General features: G+C 42.8%; 22 protein-coding genes. 6 read left to right on the top strand and 16 right to left on the bottom strand.

The window, feature by feature from the left end; all coding sequences use genetic code 11:
* Positions 1-2: 2 nt before the first annotated feature.
* From LX92_RS22985 to LX92_RS13760, 4 genes are all read right to left on the bottom strand, one after another.
* Positions 3-254 (bottom strand): GIY-YIG nuclease family protein, encoded by a 252-nt coding sequence (locus LX92_RS22985; RefSeq protein ID WP_317047067.1) that lies wholly within the window; start codon positions 252-254, stop codon positions 3-5.
* Between the two features lie 71 nt (positions 255-325).
* Positions 326-2,404: a methionine--tRNA ligase gene (gene metG / locus LX92_RS13770; RefSeq protein WP_109651581.1), complete on the bottom strand. Its 2,079-nt coding sequence runs from the start codon at positions 2,402-2,404 to the stop codon at positions 326-328.
* 177 nt (positions 2,405-2,581) lie between these two features.
* A complete protein-coding gene (locus LX92_RS13765; protein WP_109651579.1) occupies positions 2,582-4,297 on the bottom strand; it encodes a DUF1501 domain-containing protein in 1,716 nt (571 codons plus the stop codon).
* Positions 4,298-4,307: 10 nt separating this feature from the next.
* Positions 4,308-5,816: a DUF1800 domain-containing protein gene (locus LX92_RS13760; RefSeq protein ID WP_109651577.1), complete on the bottom strand. Its 1,509-nt coding sequence runs from the start codon at positions 5,814-5,816 to the stop codon at positions 4,308-4,310.
* Between the two features lie 193 nt (positions 5,817-6,009).
* Between LX92_RS13760 and LX92_RS13755 the strand changes: the two genes are divergently transcribed.
* Positions 6,010-6,369 carry a YraN family protein gene (locus LX92_RS13755; protein ID WP_109651575.1) on the top strand — a complete coding sequence of 120 codons (360 nt, stop codon included), beginning with the start codon at positions 6,010-6,012 and terminating at the stop codon, positions 6,367-6,369.
* A gap of 65 nt (positions 6,370-6,434) precedes the next feature.
* On the top strand, positions 6,435-7,094 hold the full coding sequence (locus LX92_RS13750; protein ID WP_109651573.1) for an aspartate kinase: 660 nt from the start codon (positions 6,435-6,437) through the stop codon (positions 7,092-7,094).
* Between the two features lie 4 nt (positions 7,095-7,098).
* On the opposite strand, the gene LX92_RS13745 is transcribed toward LX92_RS13750, so the two are convergent.
* The 4 genes from LX92_RS13745 to mfd form a co-directional block, all read right to left on the bottom strand.
* Positions 7,099-8,421, bottom strand: a complete 1,323-nt coding sequence (locus tag LX92_RS13745) for a TlpA family protein disulfide reductase (RefSeq protein ID WP_109651571.1) — start codon at positions 8,419-8,421, stop codon at positions 7,099-7,101.
* Positions 8,422-8,490: 69 nt separating this feature from the next.
* Positions 8,491-10,407, bottom strand: a complete 1,917-nt coding sequence (locus tag LX92_RS13740; RefSeq protein ID WP_109651569.1) for a CocE/NonD family hydrolase — start codon at positions 10,405-10,407, stop codon at positions 8,491-8,493.
* Between the two features lie 169 nt (positions 10,408-10,576).
* Positions 10,577-10,915 carry a TerB family tellurite resistance protein gene (locus tag LX92_RS13735; protein ID WP_109651567.1) on the bottom strand — a complete coding sequence of 113 codons (339 nt, stop codon included), beginning with the start codon at positions 10,913-10,915 and terminating at the stop codon, positions 10,577-10,579.
* A gap of 69 nt (positions 10,916-10,984) precedes the next feature.
* The gene (gene mfd / locus LX92_RS13730) at positions 10,985-14,386 is read right to left on the bottom strand and encodes a transcription-repair coupling factor (protein ID WP_109651565.1); all 3,402 of its coding nucleotides are present in this window, start codon (positions 14,384-14,386) and stop codon (positions 10,985-10,987) included.
* A gap of 460 nt (positions 14,387-14,846) precedes the next feature.
* Here mfd and LX92_RS13725 point away from each other — a divergent pair, with 460 nt between their 5' ends.
* Positions 14,847-15,269 carry a TerB family tellurite resistance protein gene (locus tag LX92_RS13725; protein WP_109651563.1) on the top strand — a complete coding sequence of 141 codons (423 nt, stop codon included), beginning with the start codon at positions 14,847-14,849 and terminating at the stop codon, positions 15,267-15,269.
* Between the two features lie 35 nt (positions 15,270-15,304).
* Here the strand turns inward: LX92_RS13725 and fbp are convergent, their stop codons facing one another.
* Complete coding sequence (gene fbp, locus LX92_RS13720) at positions 15,305-16,315, bottom strand: class 1 fructose-bisphosphatase (RefSeq protein ID WP_109651561.1); 1,011 nt, start codon at positions 16,313-16,315, stop codon at positions 15,305-15,307.
* Positions 16,316-16,425: 110 nt separating this feature from the next.
* Here fbp and LX92_RS13715 point away from each other — a divergent pair, with 110 nt between their 5' ends.
* The 3 genes from LX92_RS13715 to LX92_RS13705 all read left to right on the top strand — a co-directional run bounded on the left by LX92_RS13715 (position 16,426) and on the right by LX92_RS13705 (position 20,056).
* Positions 16,426-16,905: a GNAT family N-acetyltransferase gene (locus LX92_RS13715; RefSeq protein WP_109651559.1), complete on the top strand. Its 480-nt coding sequence runs from the start codon at positions 16,426-16,428 to the stop codon at positions 16,903-16,905.
* The gene (locus LX92_RS13710; RefSeq protein WP_109651557.1) at positions 16,902-18,152 is read left to right on the top strand and encodes an aspartate kinase; all 1,251 of its coding nucleotides are present in this window, start codon (positions 16,902-16,904) and stop codon (positions 18,150-18,152) included. The genes LX92_RS13715 and LX92_RS13710 overlap by 4 nt, the downstream gene beginning before the upstream one ends.
* A gap of 86 nt (positions 18,153-18,238) precedes the next feature.
* Positions 18,239-20,056, top strand: a complete 1,818-nt coding sequence (locus LX92_RS13705; RefSeq protein ID WP_109651899.1) for a GNAT family N-acyltransferase — start codon at positions 18,239-18,241, stop codon at positions 20,054-20,056.
* On the opposite strand, the gene LX92_RS13700 is transcribed toward LX92_RS13705, so the two are convergent.
* From LX92_RS13700 to LX92_RS13670, 7 genes are all read right to left on the bottom strand, one after another.
* Positions 20,053-20,472 carry an arsenate reductase ArsC gene (locus LX92_RS13700; protein ID WP_109651555.1) on the bottom strand — a complete coding sequence of 140 codons (420 nt, stop codon included), beginning with the start codon at positions 20,470-20,472 and terminating at the stop codon, positions 20,053-20,055. The two genes, LX92_RS13705 and LX92_RS13700, sit on opposite strands and share 4 nt — an antisense overlap.
* Before the next feature lie 76 nt (positions 20,473-20,548).
* Positions 20,549-21,037 carry a GNAT family N-acetyltransferase gene (locus LX92_RS13695; protein ID WP_109651553.1) on the bottom strand — a complete coding sequence of 163 codons (489 nt, stop codon included), beginning with the start codon at positions 21,035-21,037 and terminating at the stop codon, positions 20,549-20,551.
* A 10-nt stretch (positions 21,038-21,047) separates the two neighbouring features.
* Positions 21,048-21,536 (bottom strand): DUF6428 family protein, encoded by a 489-nt coding sequence (locus tag LX92_RS13690; protein WP_109651551.1) that lies wholly within the window; start codon positions 21,534-21,536, stop codon positions 21,048-21,050.
* An 88-nt stretch (positions 21,537-21,624) separates the two neighbouring features.
* Positions 21,625-22,092: an NINE protein gene (locus LX92_RS13685; protein WP_109651549.1), complete on the bottom strand. Its 468-nt coding sequence runs from the start codon at positions 22,090-22,092 to the stop codon at positions 21,625-21,627.
* 143 nt (positions 22,093-22,235) lie between these two features.
* A complete protein-coding gene (locus LX92_RS13680) occupies positions 22,236-22,622 on the bottom strand; it encodes a VOC family protein (RefSeq protein WP_109651547.1) in 387 nt (128 codons plus the stop codon).
* Positions 22,623-22,625: 3 nt separating this feature from the next.
* Positions 22,626-23,084, bottom strand: a complete 459-nt coding sequence (locus tag LX92_RS13675) for a DUF1801 domain-containing protein (protein WP_109651896.1) — start codon at positions 23,082-23,084, stop codon at positions 22,626-22,628.
* Positions 23,085-23,088: 4 nt separating this feature from the next.
* Positions 23,089-23,550 carry a DUF4199 domain-containing protein gene (locus LX92_RS13670; RefSeq protein WP_109651545.1) on the bottom strand — a complete coding sequence of 154 codons (462 nt, stop codon included), beginning with the start codon at positions 23,548-23,550 and terminating at the stop codon, positions 23,089-23,091.
* Positions 23,551-23,612 lie beyond the last annotated feature (62 nt).

Raw genomic sequence — 23,612 nt, 5'->3', positions numbered from 1 at the left:
CTTTAAACTAGGTCTCGACTGCGCTCGACCGGACATTGGGTTTTAAAATCAATCATTCCCAGTACCGGCCCCACTTGGAAAAGTCCAACCGTATTCCGTACTCCTTTTTGGTGTTCATCGAACCTTCGTGTGATATCATTGGTGATACCGGTATATGTCAATCCGTCCGAACACATTAGTATATAAACATAGTAAAATTGCATTGAAGTCTTCTGCTTTAAACCAGGTCTCGACTGCGCTCGACCGGACATCATAGGGTGCGTATTTGATCGAAGACACTTCGCCTATCTTAAAAAGAACCAATAATCGTACTTTGTTGAAGGGTTTAATTTATCGTTAATCCATTCCCGACATTATCCTCATCAGGGTTTACAAAGACCAATTTACCATCAGCATTCTCGGTCATCAAGATCATCCCTTCACTTTCAACACCGCGCAATGCCCTTGGGGCAAGGTTGATCAGAACGGTCACTTTTTTGCCTACGATTTCCTCGGGCGTAAAACTCTCTGCTATACCCGAAACGATGGTTCGGGTATCTAGGCCGGTATCTACCTTAAGAACCAATAATTTCTTGGCCTTGGCCATTTTTTCAGCTTCGACAATAGTGCCTACGCGCATGTCGAGTTTTGAGAAGTCATCGAAAGTAATCGTGTCCTTTTGTGGCATAAGTGCTTTGTTTTCGTTTTCGTTCGCTTTTTTGGTGGCTTCCAACTTATCCAATTGGGCCTGTATTTCGCTGTCCTCCACTTTTCTAAAGAGCAGTTCGGCCTTGTTGATCTTATGTTGGGGTGCGAGTAGGGTTTCCTGGGTTGCGACTTTCGCCCATAAGGCCTCGTCTGCGCTTGAACCGAGGGCAAGTATTTGTTTTAATTTTCCGGAAGTAAAGGGCAAAAAGGGTTCGCTCAATACAGCCAGTCCTGTAGCAATCTGTAGGGCGACGAACATAATGGTCCTTACCCGTTCCCCATCTTGTTTGATTACTTTCCAAGGCTCTTCATCGGCCAGGTATTTGTTGCCCAATCGCGCTAGGTTCATCAGTTCCTGACCGGCTTCCCTAAAACGGTAGCGTTCAATGGAACTTGCAATGATCTCAGGGTATTTTCGCAGCTGTTCCAAGGTTTCCTTGTCCACTTGGGAGAACTCGGAAGGACTGGGAACTACGCCTTCGTAATATTTATTCGTCAAGACCACGACCCGATTGATAAAGTTCCCTAGAATGGCAACCAGTTCGTTATTGTTACGGGCCTGGAAATCCTTCCAGGTAAAGTCATTGTCCTTTGTTTCGGGTGCATTGGCCGTTAGGGTGTACCGCAATGCATCTTGCATATCTGGAAAATCCACTAAATACTCATGCAACCATACCGCCCAGTTTTTTGAGGTGGAAAGTTTGTTGCCTTCCAAATTCAGGAACTCGTTGGCCGGTACATTGTCCGGAAGAATATATTCGCCGTGGGCCTTTAAGATACTTGGGAAGATAATGCAGTGGAAAACAATGTTATCCTTGCCTATGAAATGCAGTAATTTGGTGTCCTTATCCTTCCAATAGGGCTCCCAATCCTTGCCCTCGCGGGCGGCCCATTCCTTGGTCGATGAAATATAGCCGATAGGGGCATCGAACCAAACATACAATACTTTGCCCTCGCCACCTTCCACCGGTACGGGAATACCCCAATCGAGATCGCGGGTAACGGCCCTGGGTTTTAATCCGTCATCGATCCAACTTTTACATTGGCCATAGACGTTGGGTTTCCAATCTTTTTTATGGCCCTCAAGAATCCATTCCTTAAGGAAATCCTCATAGCGATCCAAGGGTAAAAACCAATGTTTGGTTTCTTTGGTGGTGGGCACTGTACCTGTTATGGTCGATTTCGGATTGATAAGGTCCGTCGCATTCAGGGTAGAGCCACAATTCTCACATTGGTCACCATAGGCTTCCTCATGGCCACATTTTGGGCATGTGCCGACGACAAAACGATCGGCCAAGAACTGTTTGGCTTCCTCATCGTACAATTGTGCCGTGGTTTCCTCAATAAAATCGCCTTGCTCGTAAAGCTTTACAAAAAAGTCGGAAGCTGTTTTATGGTGGATTTCACGTGAAGTCCTGGAGTAATTGTCAAAAGTAATACCGAACTCCTCAAACGATTTACGTATGATACCGTCATACTTATCAATGACCTCCTTGGGGGTAATACCTTCCTTTTTGGCCTTCATTGAAATGGCCACCCCATGTTCATCACTTCCACAAACAAAGGCTACATCCTTACCTTGTAGTCGCTGGTATCTGGCATAGATATCGGCAGGTACGTATACACCCGCCAAGTGCCCAATATGTATGGGTCCATTGGTATAGGGTAATGCTGCTGTAATGGTATATCGGGCTGGGGATTTTGCGTTATCTGTCATCAACTTTCGAAATTAAACGACAAAAATACAGATTTTGATGGGAGATTTACCTATTCCTACGGATTTGTATTGGATTACGGGAGCAATAATAATTGTGTTTTTCGGGTCTAAATCGATTAAAAAAAGAAAGGGCCCCTTTCATATGGAAATAGGGCCCTTAGAGGTAGTGGGGTTTGTTTAAGCAACCATTACCGATTTACTCATTTTTTGATTCTGTACATTAATGCGATAAATATATTTACCGGTAGATAAATGACTTGGCATTCGCTCCCTAATATTTATCTCTGTAGAACCTTCAAACATCATCTCGTTGAAGACGGTCCCCACATTTTGTCCAAGAATATTGTACAATTGAATATCTACGTGGGCACTAAAGGGCATTTCCAAGTAAATATGTGGTGTACTATCCGTAGGATAAAAAGGTTTGTGTACAATAGCATCCAACAATTGGGGATCAAAGGGTGTTTCTGGGGTAGGTCCCGTTGTTGGTAAAGTAGGTTCCCCATCACTGTAAACAATATCCGGAAAATCAGTACCACTACAGTTGAATCCGAGATTTACAGGTGCATAGGGGTGGTTTAATAAATGTTGTTCTACCAAAGGAATATCAACACACAGCCATTCCGCCAGTACTGTGGCATAGAGATCCCTAAAGTCCATCGTAAACTCAAGGTTACCGCGACCATCGGGATTGTCCAAGGTAGGATGTTCCCCAACAAAGGCACTGCCGTTTAGGCCGGAGCCAAAGAAAAGTGTTGGAGCGGCCTTACCGTGATCGGTACCATTGGAACCGTTTTCGAAAATTCGTCTTCCGAATTCGGAAAAAGTCATGCTCAAAACCTTCTCATCCTGTTGGGTAAAGGCAATATCATCGTAAAAATTATCCACGGCAACCGACAAATTGGTCATTAGGCGTTCATGGGTCAAGGGCTGGTTTCCGTGGGTATCAAAACCTCCCATAGAGATCATATATACCTTGGTGCCCAGATTCCCTTTGATCAATCGTGCTAAAATGGCCAATTGCCTAGCAAAACCATTGTCTTGGTATTCCACTTGGTTTTGGCCACGCATATAGGCCTCATGGATTATTCCTGCATATTCATTGGTGACGTTCGATACGCCCCTAAGAAACTTGATTTGATCGGAATACATACAATCATCAAAAAGGGCTTCATCTACGGAATATTGTAGGCCTGTTTCGGCGATTTGCTGTAATTGGTCAACATTATTGGTCACAAAGGCGTAGTTGGTTTCCTCACCTTCAAAAACAAGACTACCATAGTTTCCGACTTGTATGGCAGCAGGGCCATCGGTAGGTCTACTTCCGGGAAAATCGGATAGATAATCGGGATATAGATGTTCAAAATGCCTGCCCATCCAACCCGTGTCCTCTCCTGAGAACCCAGTGGTATTGATATCGGTGCTTCCAAAGATATCAGTTCCCGTAAAGTGGGAAAGGCTTTGATTTTGGTACCCGACACCGTGTACCGCTTTAAATTGGCCATCGCCCCACATGGGCTCCAGCGATTTCATATAGGAAGGTACCCCGAATTCATCGGTTAGTTTCAATACCTTACTTTCAGGAATATAAATATTGGGCCTTGCATTGGCATAGGAATCATATTGTTCCATGGGGATAACCGTACTTAAACCATCATTACCACCATTCAACCTGATAAGGATAAGGATATTGTCGGTTTCAGCCGCGGCTATGGCAGAGGTCAATGGGGATGGGGCAGAGGCTGTTAACATCTGTGATCCCAATAGCATTGATCCAGAGCCTGCTATGCCTAGTGCCTGTAAAAAGGAACGTCTGCTCCAGGCCTTATGTTCGTGATCATGGCCCTCATGTTCTAAGCCTTTAAATGGAGTTTTATCGTGAGTATCGCACATAATCGTAGGTTTATTTTAGTTGAAATTCTGGTTGTCTTGAAAGATGACGTAAAAGCAAGTGTACCTGTGATGGAACGGATGCCGAAATATTCAAAATCCATTGTGATGTTCCACCATCCACGAAATCGGGACTGTAGTACGACATGGGAACTTCAGAAATGGTAAATGCCGATACGGCATTGTCGAATTGTTCCGTGGTATACATGCCTTTGGGGGCAATCTTGTTGACGATAGCGGTCACTACGATTTCGGGGTTACTGGTACCGCTATCCGCAGTTCCAACGGCGTTGGTTGCAAATGCTCGGAATTGTTCAGGGTCGTTTTGATAGAGACCATCAATGATGGTTTCCATGGTAAGCCAACGACCGATCATAAAATTGGTGTTGATCCACGTTCTATTGCGCTGCCACCCTTCAACCTCTACAGGGTTGAACAAGGTCTGTCCCAAGAGATCGCTATAATTGATCATACTGGCCAAAGTGGTGTCAGAATATGTAAAACCGGTTTCGTTTAGAAAGTTCAAATAAATATCGAACGGACTTTTTATGATGACCCCAATGGCTTCATCATCAAAGAAATGTTGACTTTTAAAGAGTTGGGATAAAACCGGTGCGATTTCATAATCGTTTGCCATGAAAGTGGCAGCCATGCCGTCGATAATGACCTGGGCATTGTTCATATCGTCTCTGGAATCCGGGTGCACGAAAAACTCATAAAGCTTCCGGCATATAAAATCGGACAATTGGGCACCGCGTTGCTCAAAGAGGATATCAATGACATCGTCATACCCCCAGTTACCGGTTTGACCAAAAATGGTCTTGTTGTCCGTATTGAATTTGGTAGGATCGAAGGTTACGGGTTCGCAGCCTATCTCGCCCCGTTCTACATAACCTGAAAGGGCCTTGGCCGTTTCCACAATGTCCTCCTCGGTATAGCCATTGCCATCCCCTAGGGTAAAAAGTTCATACAGCTCCCTCGCATAGTTCTCATTCGGGTTGTTACCATTGTTATATACACCATCCAAATAATAGAGCATGGCGCTGGTTAAACCGATCTCACTGACAAAAGTCTTGAAATTCGCGATGGAATTGCGTTGCAGGCAATTGATATAATGATATAGAAAGGAACTACAGTCGTATACAGAGAGTTGGGTTACAAAATGGTTGCTCCAAAAGAAACTCAATCGGTCCCTTAGGTTGTTATTGAGCATGGCATTCGTATAGGTCAAACTCCATTCGTCTATCTGGGCCCTGCGTAGTTGGCCGGCCGCATCATCATCGGCGGGATAGTTGCTATTGTTCCAATCTGCCCAACTCGGTGCTGGGGTCGGTGCCATATTTATGGCTTGGTTAATAAGATTGTCTACCAAAGCACCAGCCGATTGTCCAACGGCTTGATCAATAGTTTCGACTGAGGCACTAAACCCCAATCTCCGGTACAAATGCGCTGCCTTGGATTTATCCAAAGGCGCAGTGTACGGCGCTAATGTAGAGGTGTTACAATTAACGAAGTATTCCATAGTAATTTTAGGCTTTAAGAACGTTCATGTGCGTAGGGGGCAAATTCTTAACGTCTAAACAAATTGGATATTATGTAAATCCAATTATTTTCGTTGTTATACATTTCAAATAACGGTGATACAATCCAAAAAGACGACGAAAGTCATATATTTTCGATGAAATGCATTTTTTTTGATTATAAAGAAGGAAAATATGGGAAAACATAACGAATTTGGTAAAGAGGGAGAGCAAATTGCAGTCGATTTTTTGATTCAAAAAGGCTATGCGATAAAGTATAGGAATTATAGGTATTTAAAAGCTGAGATCGATATCATTGCACAGAAGGATGCGATTTTGGCCATTGTTGAGGTGCGTTCCCGAAGCACCGATTTTGTCGAGAACATAGCAGAGACCATCACCAAACGGAAAATAGACTTATTGGTGATGGGGGCAGATCACTATGTTACGGAACAGGATTTGGACGTTGAGGTGCGCTTTGATGTCATCACGATTTTAAAGAACAATAAGGTCTTTAAGATCGATCATTTGGAAAGTGCTTTTTACCATTTCTGAATTTAATATCCCACAATTTGTTTTATTTATAACATTATGTTATATTTGTAGACATTTTAAGCATTATGAAAACAATATCGTCCGTAGTAGAAGAGTATATCAAGAAGAAACCTTTTCTTCAAAGTGCTTTGGCACAAGGGATTATCAACCTAACATCGCTTTCTAGAATCGTAAAGCCGGAAATTGAGGAGCAATTGGGGAAAGATATTCGTAATGGTGCCATTGTCATGGCCTTAAAACGATTGTCTGATGACCTGGAATTTAGGGCTACCCATAAAATTATCAAGGTTTTAAAGAATATCGGTGAAATAACGGTACGGTCCTCTTTGACCGATTATACCTTTTTGGCATCGGAGACCATTCTTACCCAACAGGCAAAACTCCTTGCGGAAATTCATTCCAACCAGGATGTGTTCTATACGTCATCGAGGGGTGTCAACGAAATCAATATTGTCATTAGTAATATAATGGACAGTACCGTTGAAACTCTTTTTAAGACGGAACGATGCACCCAGAAGGCGAATAACCTGTCTTCCATAACCGTAAAACTTCCCGCTGAGAATGTCTCGGTACCGGGGATCTATTATTTCATTTTCCAACGGTTGGCCTGGGAAGGTATTGTACTCTATGAAGTTATATCAACCACCAACGAGTTCACCATTATCGTAAATGATGACCAGGTGGATATTGCCTTTAAGACCATTAAGGACCTTAAAATGTTATAAGGGATTATTCCTTTTCCAAAAATTCAACAACTTCCTTGTCGTTATCGGGTTTGGCGATAATTCGTTTGTCCTTGTCCAATATAAAATAGGTGGGTGTTTGTTGGATATTATAGGTGCTGGCATAAGCACTTTCCCATTTGCCCAACGCAATGGCATGTTCAAAATGGGATAGATCCGCCGATTCCTTTTTCCAATTTACATCGTCGTTTTCAAGTCCGACCGCCACAACCTTGACCGTGTTGAAATCTTCCAGTTTTTTGTGCAGGGCAGGAAGTTCATGTAAACAGTGGCTACAGGTACTGCTCCAAAAGACGAGCACATAGTTTTCGGCCCCTTTCAAGTTACTTAAGGATTGGGATACGCCGTCTTTCTTCCATTGGATGTCAGGAGCCAATGCATCGATTCGTAATCTATTATGTACTTCCACTTCGTCGATTATGGTTTTGTTTTTTGCTGTCGATGCAAGTTCCTTTAAATAGGTTTTGTAGATATAGTCAGCGGTTATATTGGAAGTAGTTACGGAAGCTTGCGTCCATAAACTGTAAAAAAGATGCATTTTATACGGATCATTGACGGTCTTCAATTTTTCATTGATGGTGTCAACGTTATGGTTCATGGCCTTCTGTTTTTCAATATCGGTCATTGGTTTTAGGGGCAATGCCGTAAAAACATAATTTATCATTTTGTCTGTCAAAAATCCTGAAGCCTGTAAAATGGGGTTGTCAAAATCCAAGGCATCGAAATAATGGGTCTTTTTGTTGTTCACATAGACTTCAACCGGTTCCGCATTTGTGGGAATATAAGGTTTATTGCTTTTGATGAAGTGATAGGCCATGGTGCCTTCCGTCTTTTTTTCATAGGTATCCTGGGTGCTTTGAAGCTGTTTTGTCAGGGCCTTGAATTCTTTTTCATCGGTACTTGAACTTGTATAGTAATTCGTGATCTGTTGTTCCAAGTCGTTGATTTCCTTAAAGTAGGTGTTGAAGAGAATATTTTCGTCCGACGTAAAGAACGAGACCCCATTTGTGGCATCAAAGGCAAAGGTGATATCTTCCTTTCCGTTATAGATGACATCAAAATAGAATTGTTCTTGGGGAACGGCGTAGACCAGTCTATAGGTTCCCGGCAAGGCATTTGCAGGAATCTTTAGATTGAATACCCCATTCTTGACGGCGGTATCGGCGATATAGCTTTGTGTGCCTGGTTTTAGGCGATAGGCAATCAACCATTTGTAATCCTTGGCGGGTGAAAATGTGCCGGAAATGGTATGTTGGGCATGTAGGGGTATGCCGATGATCAGGGCAAGTATAACAACTAGTTTTTTCATAGATCAAGTAAAATCAAAAATCGGTCCAAATTACAAATTAGATCCTGGACCAATAACGGTTCGTATGCATTAATTCTTGATAATCGGTTCTTTTAGGCGTACCACGGGAGGTTGGCAACATTCCGTATTCCCGATCTCTATCTTAGAGGTGCCATATATTTTAATGGTCGATTTGATAAAATCCGATGCGTCGGCCTTGTAAATATTGTCCACATATTTTTGTGGGTTACGGTCAATGTACGGGAACCAGGTGCTGTGTATCTGGATCATGATGCGATGACCCTTTTTAAAGGTATGCAATACATCCTGTAAACGAAAACCAACATCGGTGGGTTGGTTGGGGACAAAAGGTTCGGGTTTGTCGAATCCGTTTCTGAACCTTCCCCTGAAAACCTCTGAACGCACGAGTTGTTGGTAGCCTCCCATGACGATATTTTCTGGATTATGCTCGTAATTGGGATGGTCATTGGGGTAAACATCAATGAGTTTCACGATAAAGTCGGCATCCGTACCGGTCATGGATACCTTGAGCTTGGAAAATAGCTCCCCGGCCAGTTGCATATCCTCCGATAGTATTTCAGATTCAAAGGTAAGGACATCCGGTCTGCGGGAAGCCTGCCTTTGGTCATCGGACATGAATCGTCTGGGGGTGAAGGTCAGCCCCTCAATTTGTGAGGTGTAGGGTACGGGTTTGTTCGGGTCGCTGGTGTACTCAAAGGAAGCGTCCCCATCCGTGGGTTCATTGATCGATAATTTTCCGTTTTCACCAAAATAGAGGGTTATGGGCTCTAAGTCCTTGGGAGGCCATGCATCGAAGGTTTCCCATTTTTTAGAACCGGTATCATACATGTAGGCTTCGGGAAGTGGGTCCGTTTCTTCGTCTTTTAAATAGTGTGCAAAGAATTTTCGTTCTATCTCCTTCTGGTAAAATGTTGAGATACTATCCCCAAAATAAATATGGTTATGAATGGTCTTTCCGTTTTCCCTGGCCCAACCGCCATGTGCCCACGGACCCATTACGATGGTATTTTTAGCCTTGGGGCTGGTCGCCTCAATGGTCTTGTATATGTTCAATGGGCCATATAGATCTTCGGCATCGAACCAGCCACCAACGGTCATTACGGCAGGTTTTACATTTTTTAAATGCGGGAGAATGTTTCTTTTCTGCCAGAACCCATCATAATTGGGGTGGTCAACGACTTGTTTCCAGAAGAAATTGTCGTAATGGTACTTTTCGGTAATATTCTTAAGCGGCCCCATTCGCAAATGAAAGTCATAGCCATCTGCAGGTGGGTTATTATAAAACCTTTGTATCTTATCAATATACCAAGAGTCCCGGGTAAGGGTGTCCTTTTGATACCCAAAAACGGCATATGCCGCAGTGTAGCTCTGTAGAAAAGCTCCCTGATGATGAAAGTCATCAAAGAAAAAGTCTGCAATGGGAGCCTGTGGTGATGAGGCCTTAAGGGCCGGATGTGCGTCGGGTAACGCCGCCGCCGCATAATGACCCGGATATGAAATACCGTATATGCCTACCTTACCGTTGTTTCCTTTAATATTCTTGATCAACCAGTCAATGGTATCCCAGGTGTCGGAACTTTCGTCGATTTCGTTTTTGTTCTTTCTATTGTTCCCAGGAACAATGGGTCGCATATTATCAAAGGTGCCGTCGGACATATACCTGCCCCGGACATCCTGGAAGACGAGGATATAACCGTCTTTTACCAGGTATTTCGAAGGATAACCGTCTACTTGGTAATCGGTGAACTTAGAGGCGTTGTAACAGGTGCGGTTTAATAATATCGGTGCCTTTTCCGAAAGGTCTTTCGGGGTATACACCACCGTAAAAAGTTCCGCGCCATCACGCATGGGAATACGGTATTCCTTTAGGTCGTAGTGCTGATGTATATATTGGGAGCCACTTTCCTGTGCGTAGAAAACACTTGTAAAAAGGACAATAATAAAGGCGTAAAGGTATTTTGACATGGCTTAATGGTTAATCGGCCCGTAAGATAATAATTTTAGGTCATTGGGGTGTTGCTGGGTCTTGGCTTTTGTCCTATGTATTTTCCAAAGAATCATCATTTGTTCACGGCTTTCGTTTCAATATGGAATAAAAAAGGGCCACTGACAAAAGATTGGTTTTTGGTCGTATTTATTTGGGCTCAATACCGATAAAGGAATAGATCTCCAAGAGTAGATCTGATTCTTTTTGATGTACAAATCCATCGGAAATCGCTATTTCATCCAAAATGCTGACCAATTCCAGTTTTTTGTCTTCCGACATGTCCCGTAATATCAATTTTGCCTGTTCTTGGGCGATATTTCGCGCCTGAAGGATAAAATTGCTGTCAAATTCAATGCGGGGCATCATTTCACCCAAGGCATCCAATTCGCCTTTATGAACGGTGCCATCAGCTAATATGACAGAATCCATCGCATGTACAATGGCTAATTTTTCAGCTATAGTGAAACTTGGGCTTGAATTGTTCATAGTGTAGATATCTGTTAATGGTAGTGTTTAATATACGTAATTATGGTGTAAAGGAAATCGTAGGCCACCCTAGTTGGGGGTAACCGCTGTTGTTTTTTGATTATCGAAAGGGGACAAAGCATTCAGTGCTTTTTCCACAGAGGTGATTTTATCAAATGTCAATAACAACCGAAGTCCGTTCCGGGTTTCCTTTTCCTTCATTTTACACAGGCGCGCGTTGGCCTGTACAAATTGGAGTACTTGGGAAAATTTGGCACTTTGGTAAAAAGCCGATTGTTGGTCGCTGATAAAATAACCGATCAATTTGCCTTTCTTCATCACCACCTTTTCAAGACCAATACCGTTGGCAATCCATTTTATACGGACTGAGTTCAGTAGGTCGACCACCTGCGTCGGCAATTCACCGAAACGATCGATCAGTTCTGACTCGAACTTCTGCAAGGCCTCTTCTTCCTTAATCGAATTAAGTTCGGTGTAGAGATTCAATCGTTCTGTAATGTTATTGATATAATCATCGGGGAACAGCAATTCAAAATCAGAATCGAGCTGGGTATCCTTAACATAAACCTTTTCATGGTGGCCCTCAACCTCCTCATATAATTCCTTGAACTCATTTTCCTTGAGTTCTTCTATGGCCTCTGCCAGTATTTTTTGATAGGTGTCAAAACCGATTTCATTGATAAAACCACTCTGTTCCCCTCCCAAAATATCACCGGCACCACGAATTTCCAAATCTTTCATCGCGATATTGAAACCACTTCCCAATTCGGTAAATTGCTCCAGTGCCTGTATTCTTTTACGGGCTTCGGAGGTCATGACATCATACGGTGGGGTAATAAAATAGCAGAACGCCTTTTTGTTGCTACGGCCTACACGACCCCGCATTTGGTGCAAGTCGCTAAGTCCGAAATTATTGGCATTGTTGATGAATATGGTATTGGCGTTTGTGACATCCAAACCACTTTCAACAATCGTTGTGGAAACAAGCACGTCGAATTCCCCATTCATGAAGGCGAGCATCAATGCCTCCAGTTTTTTACCCTCCATTTGACCGTGACCAATACCTATCTTGGCATCGGGCACCAAGCGTTGGATCATACCGGCCACCTCTTTGATGTTCTCAATGCGGTTGTGGATGAAAAACACCTGTCCACCACGTTGTATTTCATAGGTAATGGCATCGCGTATGGTTTCTTCCCCAAAACGTATGACATGGCTTTCGATAGGGTAGCGGTTGGGAGGGGGGGTATTGATGACCGAAAGATCCCGAGCCGCCATTAAGCTGAACTGAAGCGTACGCGGAATGGGTGTTGCGGTCAAGGTGAGCACATCGACATTCTCTTTGATCGATTTAAGTTTGTCTTTTACGGAAACCCCGAATTTTTGCTCCTCGTCAACGATCAAAAGGCCAAGGTCCTTGAATTTCACGTTTTTGTTCACGAGTTGGTGGGTACCGATAATGATATCGACTTGTCCGTTTTCCAGTTTTTCAAGGGTATCCCTTTTTTCTTTGGCCGTTCTAAACCGGTTGAGATAGTCAACGGTCACCGGCATTTCCTTTAAGCGTTCCGAAAAGGTCCTATGGTGTTGAAAGGCAAGAATGGTCGTAGGGACCAAAACGGCGACTTGTTTGCCATTATCCACGGCCTTGAATGCCGCTCGGATGGCCACTTCGGTCTTTCCAAATCCGACATCCCCACAAATAAGGCGATCCATGGGGCGCTCACTCTCCATGTCCTTTTTAATATCCTCTGTGGCCTTACTTTGGTCCGGGGTGTCCTCATAGATAAAGGAAGCTTCCAATTCCAATTGCATATAACTGTCAGGGTCATACTGGAATCCTTTTTGCAGTCTTCGCTTGGCATAAACCTTGATCAGGTCGAAGGCTATTTTCTTGACCCGTGATTTGGTTTTTTGTTTTAGTTTTTTCCAGGCGGCAGAACCCAATTTGTAAATCTTTGGGGCAGCCCCGTCCTTACCATTGAATTTTGATATTTTGTGAAGCGAATGAATGCTGACATAGAGTATGTCGCGATCCCCGTACATGAGTTTGATCGCTTCCTGCTTTTTGCCTTCAACATCTATTTTTTGGAGCCCACCGAACTTGCCGATACCGTGATCGATATGGGTTACGTAATCCCCAATATCCAATTTATTGAGTTCCTTAAGGGTAATGGCCTGTTTCTTGGTATACCCGTTTTTCAGTTGAAACTTATGGTACCGTTCAAATATCTGATGATCGGTATAGCAGACCAATTTCAGGTCATCATCGATAAACCCTTGGAATATGGGAAAAACCACGGTGGTATACTGAATGTCGTGGTCTACCTCGGCAAAGATATCATGAAAGCGTTTGGCCTGCTGCTGCGAAGCGCAGAAGATATAGTTGGTATATCCGTTTTGGCTATTTTGATTGAGGTTGTCAATCAATAAATCGAATTTCTTGTTGAAAGCGGGTTGTGGCCGGGTCTTGAAAATGAGTTCTTCGACCTGGGTGGACTTGGATGTTAAGGTAGTTCCGCCCATTTCCACCAAACCGTAATCATTCAACTGTGTTTTAAGCAGTTTTGAATTTACGAACAGTTCCTCCGGTTGGGCATGTTTTATTTCCTTGGATAATTTGGCAAATGATTCCTGTGCTTTTAGGAAAAATGAATCCAATCGATCAAAGAGTAATTCAAGGTTTTTCGTAAAGACGATGGTCTTGGGTGAAATGTATTTTAGGAAACTCTCCCGGGTCTCATCCAAAAATTTGTTTTCTACATTGGGGATAATGGAGATCTTGTTCACCTTCTCCGTTGATAATTGCGTTTCTACATCGAAGGTTCGGATACTATCTACCTCATCCCCGAAAAATTCGATTCGATAAGGTTGGTCATGGGAAAAGGAAAACACATCGACTATGCCCCCCCTAACCGAGAATTCCCCAGGTTCGGTCACAAAATCCACACGTTTGAACTGGTATTCGAAAAGCACCTCATTAAGAAAGTCCAAAGACAGGGAATCATTGACTTTGATCTTCAGGGTATTCTTGTCCAGCTCTTTTCGGGTGACCACTTTCTCAAAAAGGGCATCGGGGTAGGTAACGATGACTGCCGGTTTCTTTCTTGAGTTGATCCGGTTTAGGACCTCTGCCCTAAGAAGTATATTGGCATTGTCGGTCTCTTCTATCTGATATGGCCTGCGATAACTGCCGGGGTAGAACAATACATCTTTCTCCCCGATCAACAATTCCAGGTCATTGAGGTAATAGGCTGCTTCCTCCTTGTCGCTGAACACCAATAAAAAAGGTTTGTCAGCGTTTTTGAAAACATCCGAAACAACGAACGAAAGGGAAGAACCTGTTAGGCCTTTCAACGAAATCCCATCATTTTGATGGGCACCTTGGATTTGGGAATCGGCAATAGCCTCCTGCAGTTTCCGGGTTTTCGGAGACTGTGCGAACAGTTGTTGGATTGTGGATTGGGTCAACCGTTATATTTTTTAGTGCACCCCTGTTTTGACAACACATAAGCTAAGTGATGTTAGAACAGTTGGTTAAACTAACCTTGGACATATCCAGGCTGGTTTGTTTTTTTACAAGTGCAAATATAGGTTGAAGCCCTTGGTTGCCCAAGGGAAGGGTTATATTTTTATAACCATGCCTTTTGGGTAAGGCCTAGCCTTCGTCCTCTTTTTTTACGTTTTCGGGTGTTGGGAAGCAAGTAAGGCGCGGTTTTTTCCTTGGGGAATTGTGCTTCAAGTGCGCTTTTGAAAAACAAAGGGCTTTTTGCTTTGTCGGTCTAACCGGTCTTCCGCAATTGGGCAAAGTGGGTATCTTGACATTGATCGGTCCGACTTTGATAGGATAAAGTACAAGATAAAATAATCATATGTAGGTTTATATATCACTTTTAAAAAATTATATTTGTTGAAATTAAATGAAGTAAACATGCCTATTTTAGATTTATACGACCATAGTGGGAAACGGAGGAATTTGGCTCATTTTGCCGCAATAGCTTCCTTGGCGGCTGTTGATGGGGACGTGAATTCCTATGAAATGAAACTTTTGGAAAGATTCGCGAATAAGCTGGATATTTCTGAGGCCGATTTTAAGGAGGTGATGAAAACCCCGACTAAATACGCGATTGATCCCCAAAATAGTTCTAAGGAAAGGTTGGAACGCCTATTCGATCTTTTCAAGATTATCTTCGCCGACAATGAAGTTGACGACGACGAAATGGTTTTGTTGAAAAAATATGCCATAGGGTTGGGTTACCCGAGTGATAAAGCGGATAAGATCATTGGAAAATCAATTGCGATTTTTTCCGGACGAATAGACTTTGACGACTATTTGTACATGATAAATAAATAGGCAGGGATTATCATTGCCTTGCAAAGACCTAGGGCTTATTTATATTTATCGAGGAACTCCTGTAGTTTATCCACCATATTTTTGCTTCCAACAAAGAAGGGAACACGTTGATGTAGTTCCGTAGGCACGATATCAAGTATTCTTGTTCGACCGCCAATAGCCTTGCCATTTGCCTGTTCGGCGATAAAAGCCATTGGGTTGCACTCGTACAACAGGCGTAATTTCCCGCTTTCCGAAACACTGCTCTTTGGGTACATGTAAATTCCACCCTTAATCATATTTCTATGGAAATCAGAGACAAGAGATCCTATATATCTTGAGGTGTAGGGTCGGTCCTCTTTTTCTTCCTGACAGTATTTTATATAATCTTTTACCCCCTGTAAAAAGTGAACATAATTACCTTCGTTCACCGAGTATATTTTTCCGTTATCAGGGAATTTCATATCCGGATGTGAAAGGTAAAAAGTACCAAGGGCCGGATTAAGGGTAAAGCCGTTCACACCATCCCCTGTAGTGTAGACCAACATGGTGGAAGTGCCATAGACAATGTATCCTGCCGCGACCTGTTTATTGCCCGGTTGCAGGAAATCCTCCAGTTGTACGGGTGTGCCTGCCGGTGTAATCCTTCTGTAGATGGAAAAGATCGTCCCAACAGAGACATTCACATCGATATTGGAAGAGCCATCCAAGGGATCGATCAATACCACATATTTGTTCTGATGCTTTTCATCATTACTGTTGATGCTGATAAAATCATCTTCCTCTTCAGAGGCGATACCGCAAACGATCTCACGGTTTTTTAGGGTTTGAATAAAAATGTCATTGGCAAGTACATCTAACTTCTGCTGGTCTTCCCCTTGTATGTTGGTATCTCCGGCAGCACCTAGAATATCGATCAACCCCGCTTTGTTCACTTCATGGTTTACAACTTTGGCCGCTAGGCGAATGGCGTTGATAAGCCTTGATAATTCCCCAGAGGAATATTGAAAGGACGATTGGTTTTCGATTATAAACTCTCCAAGTGTTTTGTGTTTTTTGCCTAACATGGTTTTTTGTGTGTTTTGAATACAAATATCGTGTAATTTGTGAAACTACAACGTTTTCGGAATAATTTGATTTTTTAAATTTATAACTTCGTGTTTTATTTGTAACAATTATGGAATTTGCAATTCGAGATGCCGTTGTGGCCGACATGCCCCAAGTGCTTGGTCTAATCAAGGAGTTGGCCAGTTTTGAAAAGGAGGACAATGCCGTAGAGGTTACTGTAGAGGATTTGGTGCGTGATGGTTTTGGGGAAAATGTCCTGTTCCATTGCTTTGTGGCAGAATCTGATGCCAAAGTGGTGGGTATGGCCTTGGTATATCATCGATATTCCACATGGAAAGGACCCATAATCCATTTGGAGGATTTGGTCGTGGCCGAAACAATGCGCGGTACTGGTTTGGGTACGGCACTCTTGGATGCGGTTGTTGCCTATGGGGCCAAGCTCGGTGTAAAACGCATCAATTGGGAGGTATTGGATTGGAATGAGCCTGCCATTGCATTCTATGAAAAGAAAGGGGCACGGGTCATGCGCGATTGGGACGTCGTGCAATTGGACGAAAAAGGAATATGGAATTATTTAAATAAGATATGAGAATTTTCAAATTTGGAGGGGCATCGGTTAAGGATGCTGCCGGAGTACAGAACCTTGTGAAGGTTTTGAAGGAAGTAGGTCATGACAATACATTGTTGGTGGTTTCTGCCATGGGCAAGAGTACCAATGCCATGGAGAAGGTGGTAAATTTCTATTTTGAGGATAAGAATGCCCTTAATTCCGCGGTTCAGGAAGTTGTGGAGTATCACAATGCCATTATGTTGGATCTGTTCAATTCGGACAAACACCCGATTTTTGATAAGGTAAAAGTACTTTTTGATGAGGTTCGGGGTTTCCTGGCTTGGAATAAATCACCCAATTATAATTTTGTCTATGATCAAGTGGTGGGTTATGGTGAATTGGTGTCGACCACGATATTAAGTGCCTACCTGAATGATGAGGGGATAAAAAATTCATGGTTGGATGTACGCGATTTTATTAAGACCGATAACAATTATCGGGATGCCATGGTCAATTGGGAAATCACCCAAGAGCGCATATCAAAGGGCGTGGATAAGGATAAGTTTTATATTACCCAGGGCTTTTTAGGTAGTGATGACAACAACTTTACCACTACCTTGGGGCGTGAGGGCTCCGATTATACCGCGGCTATTTTTGCGTATTGTCTCAATGCCAATTCGGTTACCATATGGAAGGATGTCCCCGGTGTGTTGAATGCGGATCCCCGTTATTTTGAAGAGGCCCAACTACTGAATCAGATTTCATATCGTGAAGCGATAGAATTGGCGTTTTACGGAGCCTCGGTCATCCACCCCAAAACGTTGCAACCACTACAACGCAAAGAGATTCCCTTATTGGTGAAATCTTTTATAAATCCGAAGGGGGCAGGCACCAAGGTGGGTAAGGGAACAACCCTGGAGCCACAGGTCCCTTGTTATATCATGAAGAAGGACCAAGTATTGATGCGACTTTCTTCCCTGGATTTTTCGTTCATCGTAGAGGACAACATCAGTGATCTTTTCAAGATGTTTTATGACCATAAGATCAAGGTAGACCTTATCCAAAATTCCGCTATTAGTTTTTCTGTATGTGTAGACAATAGATTCGGTAGGTTGCAAGAATTATTGAACTTGCTTAAAAGTAGGTTTAAGGTGGTGTGCTACGAAGGTGTTTCACTCTACACCATTAGGCATTTCAATACCAATGCCATAGAAACCTTACAGAAAGGTAAGGAAATCCTGTTGGAGCAAAGGGCGAATGAAACCGTACAATTGGTGGTGAAATAACTGTCGTAAAAATGTATTCTGGACAGTTAAAATGGTGCTTCCAATAGGGATTTTACTATATTTATGCTTCCTAAATGAAAAAGAGCATGGGTTTAGTTACCGCTAAGGAAGTAGCCAAAGCAATCAATCTTGATAAATATGGTTTTTTGGGTACTTTTATGGGGTGGGTCCTAATGAAGATTACCCGGATTTCCGAAATAAACGACTTCTACACTAAGCACGAGCATCTCGAAGGTATCGAGTTTCTGGATGCCATACTCCGGCATTACCAGATAGATTTTGAAGTGCCCGAAGAGGATTTCAAACGGTTGCCGAAAGAAGGGGCCTACATTACCATATCCAATCATCCCTTAGGGGGTATTGACGGGGTGCTGCTATTGAAATTATTGGTTAGCAATAGGTCCGATTTTAAGATTATCGCCAATTTCCTATTGAATAGGATCGAACCGATATCCCCTTATATCCTACCTGTCAATCCTTTTGAGAACCACAAGGATGTACAAAGTAGTATTGCAGGTTTCAAAAGTGCGATGGCACACTTGGGGGATGGGCATCCCTTGGGTATTTTCCCTGCAGGGGAAGTGTCTACCTATAAGGATGAAAAGCTGATCGTTGATAAGCCTTGGGAGGAGTCTGCCCTTAAATTGATCCGTAGGGCGAATGTTCCCGTGGTTCCCATATATTTTCATGCAAGGAATAGTAAGTTCTTCTATAGATTGTCCAAGATCAGTGATGTCTTTAGAACGGCGAAACTACCCTCGGAGATATATTCCCAAAGAAATAGACCCATTAAGGTTAGGATAGGACAACCGATATCGGTAGCAATGCAAAATGAGCAAAAGACCTTGGAGGAATTTACCGAGTTGCTTCGTAAGAAGACCTACCTACTATCCAATGCCTATGAAAAGGAACGTTTGATCGATCAGTTGCCCACCTCCTTGAAACTTCCTAAAATGCCTAAAAAAATTGCTTCTGCCGTTAGGACTGAAGTCATTGAGGGTGAGATTGAAAAGCTTCGGGAGAAGGACTGCAGAATGTTGCAAAGTAAGAACTATGAGGTCTTTTTGGCGAAGGCCAATGACATGCCATTTATCCTGAAGGAAATAGGCCGACAGCGTGAGGTAACCTTTAGGGCCATCGGGGAGGGAACCAACAATTCCATAGATTTGGATAAGTTTGATGAATATTACCATCATTTGTTCCTTTGGGATGACGAGGATAAGGAAATAGTCGGTGCATACCGTATGGGTATGGGTTCTGAAATCTATGAAAAGCATGGGATCGACGGCTTTTATTTGCAGGACCTTTTTCGTTTTGAGCCCGAGTTGCATGGCATGATGCGGCAGTCCATAGAGATGGGCAGGGCCTATATCATTAAGAAATACCAACAAAAACCAATGCCCTTGTTCCTTTTGTGGAAAGGGATTGTGCACACAACCCTACGGCATCCAGAGCATAAATACCTGATTGGCGGGGTGAGTATCAGTAATCAATTCTCCAATTTTTCGAAATCCTTGATGATCGAGTTTATGAAAAGTAACTATTGGGATCCCTATGTGGCCCAATACATAAGCCCAAAAAAGGAGTTTAAGGTAAAACTTAAGGATGCGGACAAGGAATTTATCTTTGATGAGACCAAGGCAGATCTTAATAAATTCGATCGTATGATCAATGAGGTTGAACCGGGTAATCTAAGGCTTCCCGTGTTGATCAAGAAATATATCAAACAGAACGCAAAGGTAGTGGCCTTTAATGTGGATCCACTTTTTAATAATTCGGTAGATGGCTTAATGTATATACGTATTGCCGATTTGCCGGAAAGCACGGTTAAGCCCGTTATGGAAGAGTTTCAGGCCGAGCTGGAAAGGAAGTTTGCGGAGAACCAACAGAATAATGGGGATTAGTGTAATTCCCTAAGAATGAATTTTTGGCAAAATTCCTTTATTTCATCCCTGACCTTTAAAAAGATTTTATGTTTCTCCTCTGCGGAGCCTTCCGCTTTGGAAGGGTCTAGAAAATTATGATGCAGACGTTTTGCGTTTTTGGACGGAATATATGGGCAGTTTTCATTGGCATGGTTGCAGACCGTGATGATAAAGTCGAAATCGATATCGAGGTATTCGGTGACGTGGTTCGAGGTATGTCCTGAAATATCGATGCCATCTTCGGCCATAATGGCCACGGCCCTTTCGTTTAGGCCGTGGATTTCTATCCCCGCACTATAAATATTGGCCAAACCATCTTGTAGTTTTTCCAAATAACCATGTGCCATTTGGCTTCTACAGGAATTACCCGTGCACATTACCAAAATGTTCTTCATCTGTTTTCTCGTTTAATCGGTTTCCGCTACATGGGTGATTGGCCCAAGCAAGTTAATTGTACAGGAAAGATAAGGATTAAGCGCCAACGATTTTACTCCTCCGCTCAAAGAGTAGATTATCTTTCCAAATACCCTCCAATTGACCGATCTTTTTCCGTATACCGATATAGCGAAAACCTGCTTTCCTATGCAGGGCAATGCTTCCTTCGTTTTCCGGGAATATACCCGACTGAAGGGTCCAGTAGCCTTCATTTTCACTGCTTGCTATTAGGGAATGCATGAGTATGGTACCCACACCCTTACCCGTGTAGGCGGTACCAACATAAATACTCACCTCGGCCACGCCCCTATACACATATCTGCTTGATACCGGGGATAGCGCTGCCCATCCCAATATACGGTCGTTTTCCACGGCAACCCATCTACATGACGGGAGATGGGCTTTGTCCCAAGCTTGGTAAGCGGGTATGCTTTTTTCAAAGGTGGCATAACCGGTGGCGATTCCCTCAGCGTAAATTTGAGCTACCGAATCCCAATCAGCGGGATGCATTTCGCGTATGTCCATCGTGGTGGGATTAACAGCATCCCGTTCCGGGGGTGCAACACGCAACTTCCTGTTCGATGTTTTCAACGGGTTGCCCGCAGGTGGCCTTTGCTTTACAATCCGTTCGTTCCACACCCAATCGCAACATTAGTTTCCCGGAGGCAATGGAATGTCCTTTTACATAAAGCTGTGCCGTATGAAAGGAAGGGTTGCTGTATTCAAATTTGATCTCCACTTCCTTCTCCATGGGTTTTATACGGTCAACCTTGTCCAATATTGCCAGGGCCTTATCGGTGGTCATATAGTCCCTTTTACCTTTCTCCTTTGGGCTTTCCCAGAGTTGTACAACGGTTTCTTTCCAAGAATCGGTGTTTGCACCACAGTCGATGGCATCGATGATGGTATTCTTTACCTCTGTAATGTGGTAATTGGCTCCGACAAGATGCCCTTCTTTGTATTCGAAAAGAAGGCTTTTACCTGGGTTGGACCTAAGCAATACCAAGAATTCATTTGTTTTCATAGTTTTCCTTATTATATTTGTACATCGCAATATTACGATAAATAGATGTATAAATAAAGCCGAATGTTGATTTTCGGCTTTTATTATTTTAGAACCAAGGCTTTTTACCTACCTGATAGGTGTTGTAAAACTCCTCATCCGATTTGGTCAAGTATATGATTCCTTCTATTAATCCAATGACACTTGGGATCCAAACGAATAACAAACCTACACCCACACAAGAGAGTACATAAGCAGCTATGGTAACACCCAAAAGGATAAAACCTTCTTTTTGGTATCCGAGAAGAAATTTATGAACCCCCAAGGAGCCTAAGATTATCGCCAGGATTCCAACAAGGATCTTTTTGTTTTCCCCGCCTGCACCACTAAAGGCCTCTTTGGCGCTATCGGTAAATTCTTTAGCGGTCTCTTTGGCATCTTCGGCAAAATCACTTGCTTTTTCCTTTGCATCTTCTGCAAATTCCTTGGTCGCGTCTTTAGCGTCCTCGATTTTTTCGCTGGCTTTATCCCCTAGGTCTTTAGCTTTGTCCCCTAAGTCTTTATTTTCTTCTGACATGTTAAATATTTTGGTGGTTAATACTAAGGTTAAATGTAATAAAAAAACTTAAACAGTCGGAGAAAGGTACCAAACATTATGGAGGCAGAAAACTTTCACTGCCAAATAAATAGCGTTATGGGCTTGGGTATGCATGTGGTTTTTTAAAGAAAGGCTTTGTCAATGGGCTCCCAAAGCTCTAATTTATTCCCTTCGGGATCTAATATCCATCCAAATTTTCCGTATTCATATTCCTCGATTTCATCGACTACCGTCACGCCTTCCTTTTTCAGGACATCCAAGAGCTCCACTAAATTGCTTACCCTGAAATTCATCATGAACTGTTTTTTGCTAGGTTCAAAGTAGGGGGTATCCTCTTTCATTGGGCTCCATTGTGTAGAACAGTCATTGCCTTCCTGGTCCTTCCACCAGAAAGTACATCCATATGGGTCGGTGTTCAGTCCCAAATGGTTTTTATACCATTCTTTTATTTTATCGGGGTCTTTGGTCTTAAAGAAAAAACCACCGAGACCAGTAACTCTATTTTTCATGGATCACGTTTTTTTTATGTTTTTTGTATAGTGGGTAATCCAATCGTCTACGCTCATTTTTGTACAGAGTTCACCGATGAGTCCGTAGGGAATGGTTTCCATGTTTTTGAATCGGATACAGCTTTTGCCCATATCCAACCTTGTTTTTGCATACTTTGGGTATTCTTCGACAAACCAGTCATATAATTCCGTACTGGCATACATACCGGAGTGGTACAAAGCGACAAAATTCTTTTGGGATGCCACATTCATAAAAGGCAAAGGTAATGCTGTATTGCAATGGTATCCTTCGGGATAAAGGTCATGGGGGACCACATACCCCAACATGCCATAATTCATTTGTTCCTTAAATCCCTTCGGTAGATGGTCTAGAATTGTTTTCCGGAGTTTTTGAATGACGATCTTACGGTCATCGGGCAATTCATTGATATATTCTTCAGGTGTGGTGGCCTTTGATTGCATACGGTCATTTTTTACGTTGGAGGACAAGTGAGGATAGTAAACTTATGATCACCCCTATGGTCAATACCGTTACAAACATAATGAATGCCATAAAACCACTACTGTATTCAGGAATTTCCCCTTCATACCCCTCCGCGACCATAACGGCCTTATATTCCTCAAAGAAATCCGGGTTAATGGCAGTGGTATAAATCAAATCGGCAAGGGCTATGCCCAATGCGGAAATGGCCGAAATCGATATCCCGATGATCATGCCTTTGCCAAAGGAGAGTTTACCTTGGTTTTCTTTATCCCTAAAATGTTTTATCCCAAAAAAAACAAAAACCAATGAAGCGATAATCGTTACATACCCAATAACTTCCTGGGTGGAATAAGCAACTCCCTTTCCAATATAAAGTCCTAGGAGGAAAAGCACCGTGGAAAGAACAAATCCGTAACCACCATATTTTAAAACGACTTTTTTCATAATTACTGTTTTAGTTGGTCAAAGCTAATATGGGGGAGGCTTAAGTAGCTCATACTAAAGTA

The organism is Maribacter polysiphoniae (assembly GCF_003148665.1).
Classification (GTDB): Bacteria; Bacteroidota; Bacteroidia; order Flavobacteriales; family Flavobacteriaceae; genus Maribacter_A; species Maribacter_A polysiphoniae.
The sequence above is the reverse complement of the archived record's forward strand: the minus strand, read 5'-3'. Positions and strand labels throughout refer to the sequence as shown.